At 64.9% G+C, this 13,075-nt stretch carries 13 protein-coding genes; 8 read left to right on the forward strand and 5 right to left on the reverse strand.

The genetic code is table 11. The features are described from left to right. The first annotated feature begins 64 nt into the window (after positions 1-64). Positions 65-871 carry an SDR family NAD(P)-dependent oxidoreductase gene (locus tag HAP40_RS05155; protein WP_166818804.1) on the forward strand — a complete coding sequence of 269 codons (807 nt, stop codon included), beginning with the start codon at positions 65-67 and terminating at the stop codon, positions 869-871. Positions 872-937: 66 nt separating this feature from the next. Here HAP40_RS05155 and HAP40_RS05160 read toward each other — a convergent pair whose 3' ends face one another. After that, positions 938-1,708: a hypothetical protein gene (locus HAP40_RS05160; protein WP_166818803.1), complete on the reverse strand. Its 771-nt coding sequence runs from the start codon at positions 1,706-1,708 to the stop codon at positions 938-940. 181 nt (positions 1,709-1,889) lie between these two features. After that, positions 1,890-3,467: a cation:proton antiporter gene (locus tag HAP40_RS05165; RefSeq protein WP_208024815.1), complete on the reverse strand. Its 1,578-nt coding sequence runs from the start codon at positions 3,465-3,467 to the stop codon at positions 1,890-1,892. 71 nt (positions 3,468-3,538) lie between these two features. Here HAP40_RS05165 and HAP40_RS05170 point away from each other — a divergent pair, with 71 nt between their 5' ends. The 4 genes from HAP40_RS05170 (at position 3,539) to HAP40_RS05185 (ending at position 8,470) form a co-directional block, all read left to right on the forward strand. Continuing rightward, positions 3,539-4,300, forward strand: coding sequence for a tetratricopeptide repeat protein (locus HAP40_RS05170; protein WP_166818801.1), 762 nt, complete (start codon positions 3,539-3,541; stop codon positions 4,298-4,300). Between the two features lie 179 nt (positions 4,301-4,479). After that, a complete protein-coding gene (locus HAP40_RS05175) occupies positions 4,480-5,865 on the forward strand; it encodes a tetratricopeptide repeat protein (RefSeq protein ID WP_166818800.1) in 1,386 nt (461 codons plus the stop codon). 188 nt (positions 5,866-6,053) lie between these two features. Beyond that, the gene (locus HAP40_RS05180; RefSeq protein ID WP_166818799.1) at positions 6,054-7,964 is read left to right on the forward strand and encodes a propionyl-CoA synthetase; all 1,911 of its coding nucleotides are present in this window, start codon (positions 6,054-6,056) and stop codon (positions 7,962-7,964) included. Positions 7,965-8,200: 236 nt separating this feature from the next. Further along, entirely contained in the window at positions 8,201-8,470 is a 270-nt protein-coding gene (locus tag HAP40_RS05185) for a hypothetical protein (RefSeq protein WP_166818798.1), read from the forward strand. Between the two features lie 87 nt (positions 8,471-8,557). Here the strand turns inward: HAP40_RS05185 and HAP40_RS05190 are convergent, their stop codons facing one another. Beyond that, positions 8,558-8,743: a hypothetical protein gene (locus HAP40_RS05190; RefSeq protein ID WP_166818797.1), complete on the reverse strand. Its 186-nt coding sequence runs from the start codon at positions 8,741-8,743 to the stop codon at positions 8,558-8,560. A 226-nt stretch (positions 8,744-8,969) separates the two neighbouring features. Then, positions 8,970-9,665 carry a DUF1013 domain-containing protein gene (locus tag HAP40_RS05195; RefSeq protein WP_166818796.1) on the reverse strand — a complete coding sequence of 232 codons (696 nt, stop codon included), beginning with the start codon at positions 9,663-9,665 and terminating at the stop codon, positions 8,970-8,972. 263 nt (positions 9,666-9,928) lie between these two features. Between HAP40_RS05195 and ispH the strand changes: the two genes are divergently transcribed. The 3 genes from ispH to rnhA are packed head-to-tail and all read left to right on the forward strand — an operon-like array spanning position 9,929 to position 12,348. Next, positions 9,929-10,897 carry a 4-hydroxy-3-methylbut-2-enyl diphosphate reductase gene (ispH, locus tag HAP40_RS05200; RefSeq protein WP_166818795.1) on the forward strand — a complete coding sequence of 323 codons (969 nt, stop codon included), beginning with the start codon at positions 9,929-9,931 and terminating at the stop codon, positions 10,895-10,897. Between the two features lie 6 nt (positions 10,898-10,903). Continuing rightward, positions 10,904-11,887, forward strand: coding sequence for a homoserine kinase (locus tag HAP40_RS05205; RefSeq protein WP_166818794.1), 984 nt, complete (start codon positions 10,904-10,906; stop codon positions 11,885-11,887). Then, positions 11,884-12,348 (forward strand): ribonuclease HI, encoded by a 465-nt coding sequence (gene rnhA / locus HAP40_RS05210; RefSeq protein WP_166818793.1) that lies wholly within the window; start codon positions 11,884-11,886, stop codon positions 12,346-12,348. Before HAP40_RS05205 ends, rnhA begins: the two co-directional genes overlap by 4 nt. A gap of 196 nt (positions 12,349-12,544) precedes the next feature. Here the strand turns inward: rnhA and HAP40_RS05215 are convergent, their stop codons facing one another. Continuing rightward, positions 12,545-13,030 (reverse strand): peroxiredoxin, encoded by a 486-nt coding sequence (locus HAP40_RS05215; protein WP_166818792.1) that lies wholly within the window; start codon positions 13,028-13,030, stop codon positions 12,545-12,547. Positions 13,031-13,075 lie beyond the last annotated feature (45 nt).

Here is a 13,075-nt window from a genome sequence, read left to right on the forward strand (position 1 = left end):
GTGGCCCCGGATATCGCTGCGCTCATCCGGGCTACAATCAGAACAACAACAAAGGAGAATCCCGATGGATCGGCTCAAGGGCAAGGTTGCGATGGTGGTGGGGGCCGGCTCGATCGGCCCCGGCTGGGGCAACGGCAAGGCCACCGCGGTGACCTTTGCGCGCGAGGGCGCGCTGGTGTTTTGCGTCGACCGCAATGCCGCTGCGGCCGCGGAGACCGCGAAGATTATCAATGACGAAGGCGGCAAGGCGACGGCGTTCACGGCCGATGTCTCGCGGCCGGCCGAGATCGAGGCGATGGTCGCATCGTGCCTGAAAGCCCACGGACGGATCGACGTGCTCGACAACAATGTCGGCATCGCGGAGATGGGCAGCGTGGTCGATGTCAGCGAGGAGAGCTGGGACCGCGTCTTCACCGTCAACCTCAAGAGCGCTTATCTCACCATGAAGCACGTCATCCCCGTGATGGTGAAGCAGGGGAGCGGCTCGATCATCAACATCTCCTCGATCGCCTCGATCCGCCATGTCGGGATTTCCTACGTCAGCTACAACGCCAGCAAGGCGGCGATGAACCAGTTGACGCGCTCCACCGCGATCGAGTTCGCGAAGCACCATGTGCGTGTGAATGCGATCCTGCCCGGTCTGATGAAGACGCCGATGGTCGAGCATTCCGCAGGGCTGGCCAACAGCTACGCCAAGGGCGATGTCGAGGCGATGTGGCGGGCCCGCGATGCCCAGGTGCCGATGGGGCACATGGGCGAGGCATGGGACGTGGCGAATGCTGCGCTGTTCCTGGCGTCGGACGAGTCGAAATACGTGACCGGGATCGAGCTCGTCGTGGACGGCGGGATCACATGCAAGGCGGGGGCGTAAGCGCCGCCTCACACTCCGCTGTCGTCCCGGGGCGCGCAAAGCGCGAACCCGGGACGACACCGAGAGCTACTGTGCCAGCGCGAGGATGCCGCCGGCAAACGCGTGCCAGGCCGCCGTCTCGCTGATCGGCCAGTTCAAGAACTTCACCGCCAGCAGCGCGAGCGTGCCGTATATATAGACGGGATGCACGCGGCCTTCGCTGCGCCAGTCGCGGACCATGGCAACGACGAGCAGAAGGCAGGCGACCACGGCCGGCGCGATCGTGACCGGCACCGGCGGCGGGCCCGGCGGTCCTGGCGGCGCGAGGAAGGTGAGAAACCAGCGCGCGATCGCGGCGTCGAGGATCGAGACAGCGGCGAGCAGCATCAGGCGCTTGTGGACCTCGGGCCGTCTCGTATTCACGATCGCGAGCACGAACACCACTGCGAAGAACGCAATTCCGCTCATTGGCACGATCGAGAAGCCGACGCCGGCCTCCTTCTGCCCGAGCGCGGCCGCGTGCTGCATCACGTGAACGGAGGCAAGGAAGCCGAAGATCGTCATCGCCGTCGCCAGCGACACGCCGGCGATGCCGAGCGAGCGATGGTTGACGACCCGGCCCGAGGCAGCGAGCCAGCTCTGGAGCACGAAATAGAGCGACCAGGTGAAGAACAAGAGCCCGTGAAAATGAATCACGGGACTGGCCGAGAGCGTCCGGTTGGCGAGGGGGATCCAGTAGGTCGGTGCGAAGCCGAGGAAAGCAGTGGCGGCGCAGGCCAGCGACATGTGGAAGTAAAAATATCGTGCAGGCGACGCATCACGCGCGCGAACACGACGGTCGTCGATCAAGGTCGTCATCTCGAGTAAGTCTGGAGAGGAAGGGATCGGTTCAACACCGCTGTCGCCGCGAAATGACGTAAAGCACCGATCCAGGGCCCATAACCACAGGATTGTGTTTGGCGAAGGCCCGGGTTACCAACCTCGTGTCATAAGCACGCCCTGTGGCTATGTCTTCCGGCTTTCGCCGGGACGACGAGAATCATCCGCCCGCGCTCAATTCTGCGCGATCCAGCTCTTCCTCGATCCGATGAAACGCGTCGTCGCCGATCACCTCGGTGGCGCGGAGATCGAAGATCGATTTGCGCGCAGCCTCGATGGCACGGAGGCGCAGCGCATCGGCGGGCAATCGGCCGTTGGTGACGCCGCCGTTCGGATCGTTCTCGGCCTGCATCAGGACCGCGCGATATTCGAGCCGCAGGATTTCCGCTTCCTCCGACGGATCGTCCTCGATCGTATCGAGCGCGGCGCGATAGGCCACCGCGCGTGCGCGGGCGACCTCGATACTGACCGGATCGTCGTCCCTAAGGCCAAAGGCCAGGATCAGCGGCCGCAAGGTCAGGCCCTGGATGATCAGCGATCCCAGCACCACCGCAAAGGCGATGAAGACGATGAAGTCGCGATAGGGAAAGTTCTCCGGCAGGGCAAAGGCGGTCGCGAGCGTGACGAGGCCGCGCATGCCGCACCAGGAAATGATGAGGCCGCCCTTGGCCGAGGCGACCTGCTTCGGATCCTTCGGATGATAGATCCCGTGGGCGACCAGCACGCGCAGCGTGGTGCGATAGAACGTGATCCAAAGCAGCCGCACTAGCACCACCGTGAGCAGGATCCAGGCCGCGGCCACGCAATATTCCCAGCGCACTTCCGCATCGAGGCGCGTCCAGATCGGGCGCATCTGCATGCCGATCAGCATGAAGGCAAGCACGTTGAGGACGAATACGATCGTCTCCCACACCGCATAGGAGGGTACCCGCAGCCGTGCCGGCATGCGCGCCCCGGCCGTGCGCGCGACGGTGATGGCGTAGACGACGATGGTGAGGATGCCGGAGAGACCGAGATGCTCGGCGGCAATCCAGACCATGAAGGTGGTGGCGAATTGCACGATGATCGCGCTTGGCGCTTCCTTCACGCGCTCCAGGAACAGCGGGATGATGCGCCCGGCGAGAAGACCGGCGAGGACGCTCCCGACCAGCCCGAGCGCAATCGTCGGCGCGACCTCGCTCCACTTCAGGTGCTCCATGACGACCGCGCCGACCGCGATGCGATAGATCAGCAGCGCGCTGGCGTCATTGAGCAGACTCTCGCCCTCCAGCACCTTGACCATGCGGTAGGGCAGCTTGACCTGGCTCAGGATGGCGACAGCTGCCGCAGCATCGGGCGGCGCCACGATGGCGCCGAGCGCGATCGCGGCGGCCCAGGGCATGTCAGGCATCAGCCGGTGCGCGACGAAGGCCACGCCCACCGTGGTCAGGCCGACCGCGGCCACTACCAGGGTCGACACCGGAACCCAGTTGTTGCGCAAGTCGCGCAGCGAGGTGTCGAAAGCGGCATCCATCAGCACCGGTGCGACAAAAAGCGCCAATGCCAGGTCGGGTTCGAGCGTCCAGGACGGGCTGTTGGGCACGAAGGCGATCAGGGCACCGCCGATGGCGAGAAAGGTCGGGTAGGGGACCTTGATCCGCCGCGCCAGCGCCGATAATGCAACGGCGCCGAGCAGGAGCGCGATGATCCATTCGAATGTCGACACGATGATCCCCGAAACCGATTTGAGCGACGCCACAACGTAGCACCAATCCGGCCGTAATGATGGATAGTGCAAGTCCAAGGCAAGACCTTCCGACTGCAACGAGCATGCGTTCTTTTCTCATTCAACTGACAGGCGCCGGACTGCTTTGCGCGCTCTCGCTCGCGGCGGCCCAAGCCGCGACCGGCGGCGAGCCGGTCGCGGTGCCGCAGATCGACGTCGCGCCTTGTCTTGCGGCCGCCGCAGCCGACGACATCGACAAGGCGGTCACGGCCTGTGCGGCCGTGATCGACAACGAGAAGACGGCGAAGGGGGATCTGGTCAAGGCGCTGATCGCGCGCGGCGCGCTCTATGCACGGCGCGGCCAGATCGACCGCGCGATCGCCGACGACAGCCGTGCACTTCTGCTCGACCCCGGCCTCGCGGACCTCTTCAACGCGCGCGGCGAGCTCTGGTTGAAGAAGGGCGACAAGCCCAAGGCGGTGCAGGATTTCGGTGCGGCGCTCAGGCTCGATCCGAACCACGAGAAGGCCAAGGCCAACCACAAGAGGATGGCGCGCGAGCTCGAGCGGATCGGGGCGCAGATGGCGGTTGCCGGCAAGCCGAGCTTCAATTGCGCGCGAGCGCGCCGTGCGGTGGAACGGGCGATCTGCGGCAATCGCGAGCTCGCCGATCTCGACCGGGAGATCTTTGCGTCCAACGCCCGCGTGATCCGCGAGGCGCGCAATCCGGGCGAAGCCAAGGACCTTCAGCGCGCGCAGGAAGATTTCATTGCCCGCCGCAATGCCGAATTCGGGCGGCCGGGTTATGATCTCAAAAAGGCGATGCAGGAGCGGCTGCAGCGGCTGAACGGGGTGGACGGCGACTAAGGCGCCTTCGTCTGAAGAAAGGTACTGATGCCCGGGCTCGTTCTGCCTTCCGGGCCGACTGAACTTCGGCCCAGCAGGCCGGACAGTCGCGTCCCTGACGGTGTGCACAGTGCCGATTTGAACCCATCCCTTGCCCGCCGCGACAACGGTGAGAACCCGACGTCACGGAGCCCTATGCCATGTGCGGCACCCATTCTTCCGCGCAAATGCCCCCGTTTGCCAAAATCTCGCTCCGCGCCTTCTTTCTCGGCGCGGCCATGAGTCTTGCTCTGATCGGCCCGACCTCCGCCGGCACCGATTGCGTGCTGGGCAGCAAGGCTGCTCCCGCGGAGCTGATCTCCGCGTGCAGTGCCATCATCGACCAGACGGCAAATGCCGCGCCTGACCGCTCCATGGCGCTCGTTGCTCGCGCCGACGCCAATGCGCGAACGTCCGGCGGCCTCTCGCAGGCCCTGCGCGATCTGGACCGCGCCATCGCGCTCGACGGCAAGAACGCAAAGGCCTGGCGCGTGCGCGGCGACCTCCTGCGCGAGGCGGGCGGCGACCTCAATCGCGCCGCGGCAGATCTGACCAAGGCGATCGAGCTCGATCCGAAGGATGCGGAATCTTACGAGCTGCGCGGCGTCGTCTACACCAATCAGCGGCGGCTCGACCGCGCGCTCGCCGATTACGACCAGGCGATCAAGTTGAAGCCGGACAACGCGCAAGCCTGGTCCGACCGCGGCGTGGCCTATTATCTCGGCGGCGACAACGAGAAGGCGATCAGGAATTTCGACGAGGCGCTGCGGCTGGAGCCCGACCGGGCGCGCACTTACACCAATCGCGGTGCGGCGTACAAGAAGCTCGGCCAGCTCGACAAGGCGGTCGCCGACGACGGCGAGGCGATCAGGCTCGATCCGAAGGTGCCGGAATATTACGACAATCGCGGCCTGACCTATGCCGCGATGGGCGAGTACGACAAGGCGATTGCCGATTACGACCAGGCAATCCGGCGGGAGCAGCGCGCCAACTTCCTGACCAACCGCGGCGATTCCTATCAGTTCAAGGGTGAGCTCGGGGCGGCGCTGAGCGACTATGAGGCTGCGCTGAAGCTCGATCCGAACTTCGCAAAGGCCTACAACAACCGCGCCGTGCTCTACAAGAAGATGGGCGAGCGCAGGAAGGCGCTGGCCGATTATGAGATGGCGCTCAAGCTGGACCCCGGCAACGAGAACGCGGCAAACGGCCGCCGCAGCATGATCGCCGAGATCGCGAAGTTCGGCGCCGAGCCACCGCGTGCTCTGAATGCGGAGGCGGGTAACGGCCCGTCCTTCGATTGCGCCACCGCGAAGCGCGAGGTCGAGAAGGTGATCTGCGCCGATCCCCAGCTCGGCGTGCTGGATCGTCAGATCGCCGAGACCTATGAACGTGTGCTGCGGATCTCGAAAGGACGTTCCGCGGGCGACCTGCGCAAGACCCAGCGTGCCTTCCTCACGACCCGCAATGCCGGCTTTGGCCGCCCTGGCTATGATCTGAAGAAGATCATGCAGGATCGCTTGCAGCGGCTGAACGCACTGCAAAGCTGAGAGGCGGTTCGTCTCCCTCGCCCCGTAAGGACCGGGGCAGGGATAAGACGTTCTTTTCGGCTTGAACAGCGGCCCGTTCCCGGGAAAATACCCGCCAAACAAGACCGGCACTTGATCCTGGTCATGGCGGGACGCTCGTCCTGTCGTCAGGTCAGGGCCAGGCGAGCAGCGGGAACGGGAGCGCGGGAATGAAGGTCCAGGGCAAGAGTCTCTATCACGACGTCCATGCGCGCTCGCTGGCGGATCCGCAAGGGTTCTGGGCCGAGGCGGCCAAGGAGATCGACTGGATCGAGCCGCCCAAGACCGTCTTCGATGCCACGCAAGGAACCTACGGCCGGTGGTTTGACGGCGGCGTGGTCAATACCTGCTACAACGCACTCGACCGCCATGTCGAACGCGGCCGCGGCGAGCAGGTCGCGCTGATCCATGATTCTCCGCTGACGAACAGCGTCACCGAATTCACCTACGCCGAGCTCCTGAAGGAGGTGCAGGCGCTCGCCGCCATCATGCAGGATTTCGGCGTCGCCAAGGGCGAACGCGTCATCCTCTATATGCCGATGGTGCCCGAGGCGGTGGTCGCGATGCTCGCCTGCGCGCGCATCGGCGCGGTGCATTCCGTGGTGTTCGGCGGCTTTGCCGCCAAGGAGCTCGCCACCCGCATCGACGACGCCCAGCCCAAGCTCATTCTCTCCGCCAGCTGCGGCATCGAGCCCGGCCGTATCGTGCAGTACAAGCCGCTGCTCGACGAGGCCATCAGGCTCGCGAGCACGAAGCCGAAGGCCTGCATCGTGCTGCAACGTCCGCAGCACACCTGCGACCTGACCCCGGGGCGCGACTACGATTGGGCGAGCCTGCGCCGCAAGGCGCTGAATGACGGCAAGGTGGCGCCTTGCGTGCCTGTCGCCGCCACCGATCCGCTCTACATCCTCTACACGTCGGGCACCACGGGCATTCCCAAGGGCGTGGTGCGCGACAATGGCGGGCACCTCGTCGCGGTGAAATGGTCGATGTTCAACCTCTATGGCGTCAAGCCGGGTGAGGTCTGGTGGTGCGGCTCCGACATCGGCTGGGTGGTCGGCCACAGCTACATCGTCTACGGCCCGCTGCTGCACGGCGCGACCTCGATCATGTATGAGGGCAAGCCGGTCGGCACGCCCGATGCCGGTGCGTTCTGGCGCGTGATCTCGGAGCACAAGGCAGTTGCCTTCTTCACCGCGCCGACCGCGTTCCGCGCGATCCGGAAAGAGGATCCGGAAGGAAAGTTCATCCGGCAATACGACCTCTCCACATTCCGCACGCTGTTCCTCGCCGGCGAGCGTGCCGATCCGCCGACCGTGGAATGGGCGGAGCAGCAGCTGAAGGTGCCGGTGATCGATCATTGGTGGCAGACCGAGACCGGCTGGTGCATCGCCGGCAATCCGGTCGGTCTCGGCATGCTGCCGGTGAAGCACGGCTCGCCGACGGTGCCGATGCCGGGCTATCAGGTCGACGTGGTCGACGAGGCGGCAAAGCCGGTCGGCCCCAACACGATGGGCTCGATCGTCATCAAGCTGCCGATGCCGCCGGGCTGCCTGCCGACGCTGTGGAATCAGGACGCGCGCTTCAGGGAAGCGTATTTGAGCGAATTCCCCGGCTATTACAAAACCTCCGACGCCGGCTACAAGGACGAGGACGGCTATGTCTTCGTCATGGGCCGCACCGACGACATCATCAACGTCGCCGGCCATCGTCTCTCCACCGGCGGCATGGAGGAGATTTTGGCCTCGCATCCGGACGTGGCCGAATGCGCCGTGCTCGGTGTCAAGGACGCGATCAAGGGCGAGGTGCCCTGCGGCTTCCTGGTGCTGAAGGCGGGCGTGACGCGTGCGCCTGCCGAGATCGAGAAGGAGATCGTCGCGCTGGTGCGCGACAGGCTCGGCCCGGTCGCCGCCTTCAAGCTGGCGATCACCGTCGGCCGCCTGCCCAAGACACGCTCCGGAAAGATCCTGCGCGGCACCATCAAGAAGATCGCCGACGGCGAGGCCTGGACCATGCCGGCGACGATCGAGGATCCCAAGGTGCTGGACGAGATCGGCGATGCGCTGAAGGGGCGGGTGTGAGGTTTGGGCTTCGGTTGTCATGCCAATGAGGCGCGACACCGTTGCACCAGCTTCCGCTGTCATCACCCGCGAAAGCTGGTGATCCAGTATTCCAGCGACGGCAATGCTAGAGCCGAGAGGCCGCGGCGAACTGGATTCCCCGCCTTCGCGGGGAATGACTGTGGGCGGGAACGGCGTCCAGCGACTTACATTCTCCGCATTCCGCGCTAAACAGGGTCGCCAACAGGGGACCTCATATGCCACTCGCCACCGCCTCGCGCCTGCTCACGGCGGTTCTGCTCGCCATCGCTCTCTCCGCCTGCTCCGCGCGCTATCAAACGCCGGTGGCGGTGGGCGGCGACGATGACGACGCGGTCTGCCAGAGCCGGGGCTATGCGCAAGGTTCGCCGGAATACGTGGCCTGCCGCAAGGACCGCGACGTCCAGCGCAATGCGGCCGTCGCCCGCGCCGACCGCCGCCAGCGCGATCTCGGCGAATACATGCTGAACAATCCCGTGCGGCCGTGATGCCGTTCGGCACGATCGTGCCGCAGCGCTCGCGTGCGGTCGCGTTTTCCGTCGCGACAAGAGATGGTTGAAGGAGAACGCAGACGGTTATCCCGCGTGCACCGTCCGCGGATGCCGCTCATGCAACAGCTTCGCCAGCGCGTCCCGATCGCCGGGGCGGTCCTTGACGGCAAGCTCGAACAGAGTTTCCTGGATATCCCGGGGCATGTCGCCCCACGCTGCCAGGACGGCGCGTCCCAGCATCGGAGCAAAATGGTTCTCGTCGTCCCGCATGGCTGATCCTCCGCGCTGGAAACAATGCAAGGTCAACCGCATCGTTCCCGGCGGAGCATGATCCGGAGCAGTGTGCAGCGGTTTTGGCGAGGATCACGCTCAAACAAAAACGAAAGCGCGATGACCTCGTCGCGCTTTCCTCCCACCGCGGAAGTTCCGCTCCCAAACGAAAACGCGACGGATCGCTCCGCCGCGTTCGAACCGGATACGGGACAGGGAAGGAAGACTACTCCTCCTCTTCCTCCTGCTTCTTGCCGCCGAGCGTCTTCAGCTTGGCGAACACGGCGTCGACATTGAGGTCGTCGCTGGATTTCTCCGCCGGCTCGTACTCGTCCTTGCGGGTGGTCTCGGAGGCCGGCAGCAGGGTGGCGCCACCATAGGCCGCGTCGATCGGCTTTTCCTTGGCGGCGCGCTGCACCTCGAAATCGAGCTCGATCTGCGAGCAGAGACCGAGGGTGACAGGGTCGATCGGGGTCAGGGACGATGTGTTCCAGTGGGTGCGGTCGCGCACGCTCGCGATCGTGCTCTTGGTGGTGCCGACCAGGCGCATGATCTGGGCGTCCTTCAGCTCCGCATGGTTGCGCAGCAGCCAGAGGATGGCGCTCGGACGCTCATGGCGGCGCGAGACCGGGGTGTAGCGCGGGCCCTTGCGCTTGGGCTGCGGCGGCAGCACCACCTTGCTCTCCTGGAGGCGGAGCCGGTAGTCCGGGTTGTTTTCGCCCTTTTCGATCTCTTCGCGGGTCAGCTGGCCGTTGGAGAGGGGATCCATGCCCTTGATGCCCTGGGCAGCGTCGCCGTCGGCAATCGCACGCACCTCGAGGGGATGCATCTTGGTGAAATCGGCGACCTGGTCGAAGGTCAGCGCTGTGTTGTCGAGCAGCCAGACGGCGGTCGCCTTGGGCATCAGAGGTGCGTTGCTCATGGCAAATCTCCTTTGTGCTTCGCCCACCCCTCTGGAGGCGAAACCGGTGGTCATCAGCGATGACAGGGAATTCGCGCTATATAAGCCCGGAGGGGGTGGACACGCAATGGTTCTGCTATAGATAGTGCCTTGACAGCGCCCGAAAGGGGGCCCCAATTCCGTTGAACCGCCGTAAGGTTCAAGCCGACCCTTTTAAGCCTATTCCATCCATCGACCGCCCCCGCCAGAAGGCGAAACGGGTGATTCGGTCCCGAGATCGCTCAATGTCAGCCAAACCAGACCTCAAGATCGTGCTTTGTTCTCCCCGCGGCTTCTGTGCCGGCGTGGTCCGGGCGATCGACACCGTGGAACGGGCGCTCGATAAGTACGGCGCCCCCGTCTATGTTCGCCACGAGATTGTGCACAACAAATACGTCGTCGACGGGTTGAAGAAAAAGGGCGCCATCTTCGTCGAAGAGTTGGCGGAAATCCCCGAGAACACGACCGCTCCGGTGGTGTTCTCGGCCCATGGCGTCCCGAAATCGGTTCCGGCCGATGCCCAGTCGCGCAATCTGTTCTCGCTGGATGCGACCTGCCCGCTGGTGACCAAGGTGCACCGCGAGGCCGCGATCCACTTCAAGCGGGGCCGCGAGATCTTCCTGATCGGCCATTCGCATCACCCCGAAGTGGTCGGCACTCTCGGCCAGCTTCCGGTCGGCGCCGTGACCTTGATCGAGACCGCCGAGGACGCCAAGACCATCACGCCGAAGAACCCTGACAATCTCGCCTTCGTGACCCAGACCACGCTGTCGATCGACGACACCGCGGAGATCGTGGCGCTGCTCAAGGAGCGCTTCCCGAACATCAACGGCCCGCACAAGGAAGACATCTGCTACGCCACCACCAACCGCCAGCTCGCGGTGAAGAAGGTGGCGCCGGTGGTGGACGCCTTGATCGTGGTCGGCGCGCCGAACTCGTCGAACTCGCAGCGCCTGCGCGAGGTCGCCGAGCGCGAGGGCTGCAGGATCGCGGTGCTGGCGCAGCGCGCCACCGACATCGACTGGGACAAGTTCGGCAACATCGCGAGCCTCGGCATCACCGCGGGCGCATCCGCGCCCGAAGTGATCGTCGAGGAGATCATGGACGCGTTCGCCGAGCGCTACACGCTGCATGTGGAGACGGTCTCGGCTGCGGAAGAGAACGAGTTCTTCCCGCTGCCGCGTCAGGTGCGCCCCGAAGCCGCCGCCGAGTAAACCTTTATGGCGGTCTACACCGACGTCGCCGCCGACGAGCTTGCGGATTTTCTGAAGCAATACCATCTCGGCGAATTGCTCTCCTACAAGGGCATCGCCGAGGGCGTCGAGAATACCAACTTCCTGCTGCACACCAGCCAGGGGTCGTTCATCCTTACGCTCTATGAGAAGCGCGTGGCGAAGAACGATCTGCCGTTCTTCCTCGCGCTGATGACGCATCTCGCCGAGCATGGCGTCACCTGCCCGTTGCCGGTGAAGGGAAGCGACGGTGAGGCGCTGCGCGAGCTGTCGGGCCGGCCGGCCGCGATCATCACCTTTCTCGAAGGCGTCTGGCCGCGCAAGCCGAACGCAGCCCATTGCGCCGGCGTCGGCGAGGGGCTGGCGAGGATGCATCTGGCCGGCGCCAATTTCGCGGTTCGGCGCGCCAATGCGCTCTCGGTCTCCGGCTGGCGGCCGCTGTTCGATGCGGCTGCAAGCCGTGCCGACGAGGTGCAGCCGGGCCTGCGCGGTTTTCTTTCCGCCGAGCTCGATCATCTCTCGAGCGGGGTCTGGCCCACCGGTCTGCCCGAGGGCGTGATCCACGCCGACCTCTTCAACGACAACGTCTTCTTTCTCGGCGACCGGCTCTCGGGCATCATCGACTTCACCTTCGCCTGCAACGACATGCTGGCCTATGACGTCGCGATCTGCCTCAACGCCTGGTGCTTCGAGCCGGACCATTCCTTCAACGTCACCAAGGCGCGCGCCTTCCTCAATGCCTATGGCCGGGTGCGAAAGCTCACCATGGCGGAAGAGGCGGCGCTGCCGCTGCTCGCGCGCGGCGCGGCGATCCGTTTCCTGCTGACGCGGCTGGTCGACTGGCTCAACGTGCCGCCCGGCGCGCTGGTGAAGCCGAAGGATCCCTTGGAATATGTCCGCAAGCTGCGCTTCCACCAGAGCGTGACGAGCGTGCGCGATTACGGGCTGATGCCGTCAGGACTGGTCGCGTGAGCGAGCTTCCCAAGGTCACGATCTATACCGATGGCGCCTGCTCGGGAAATCCCGGGCCCGGCGGCTGGGGTGCGATCCTGAAGTTCGGCGACAAGGAGAAGGAGCTGAACGGCGGCGAGCGCCACACCACCAACAACCAGATGGAATTGATGGCGGCGATCTCCGCGCTCGAAGCGCTGAAGAAGCCGTGCACCGTCGACCTCTACACCGACAGCCAATATGTCCGTCAGGGCATCACGGGGTGGATCCACGGCTGGAAGCGTAACGGCTGGCGCACCGCCGATAAGAAGCCGGTGAAGAATGTCGAGCTGTGGCAGCGCCTGGATGCCGCGCTGAAGCAGCACGAGGTCCGCTGGCACTGGGTCAAGGGCCACGCCGGGCACCCCGAGAACGAGCGCGCCGATCAGCTGGCGCGGGACGGGATCGTGAAGGCAAGGACGCAGCAGAGGGTGGGCGAGTAAGGCGCCGCATTTCGCTTGTGCCGTCGTCTCGCGCCCCAATCCCCGCCGTCATCCCGGCGAAGGCCGGGTTCCATAACCACAGGATCAAGTTTGGCGAATACTCGTGGTTGCCAGCTCGCGCCGCAACTCTACCCTGGGAGTATGGGTCCCGGCCTTCGCCGGGACGACACCGAGAATGTGGCTAAGAGCGGGCCGCCTACAGCTGCCCGAGCAGCGTATCGCCGCCGGAAACCTCGACCTTGCCGGGCATCGCCTCGAGGTTCAGCTTCTTGACCACGCCGTCCTCGACCAGCATCGAGTAGCGCTTGGAGCGGATGCCGAGGCCGTTGGCGGAGGCGTCCAGCTCCATGCCGATCGCCTTGGCGAACTCGGCGTTGCCGTCGGCGAGGAAGATGGCCTCGTCGCGCTGGTCGGTATCGCGCTTCCAGGCGTTCATGACGAAGGCGTCGTTGACCGAGACGATGGCGATGGTCTCGACGCCCTTGTCCTTCATGGCGTAGGCGTTGAGGAAGATGCTCGGCAGATGCATCTTGTGGCAGGTGCCGGTATAGGCGCCGGGCACCGCGAACAGCGCCACCTTCTTGCCCTTGAAGATATCGTCGGTGGTCTTCACCTGCGGGCCTTCCGCCGTCATCACGCGGAATTTCGCCTCGGGCAGCTTGTCGCCAGTCTGGATCGCCATCGTCAGTCTCCCTGAATTTCGGTCCCGCTTTTTAGACCGTGGCGC

Source organism: Bradyrhizobium sp. 1(2017) (assembly GCF_011602485.2).
GTDB lineage: Bacteria > Pseudomonadota > Alphaproteobacteria > Rhizobiales > Xanthobacteraceae > Bradyrhizobium.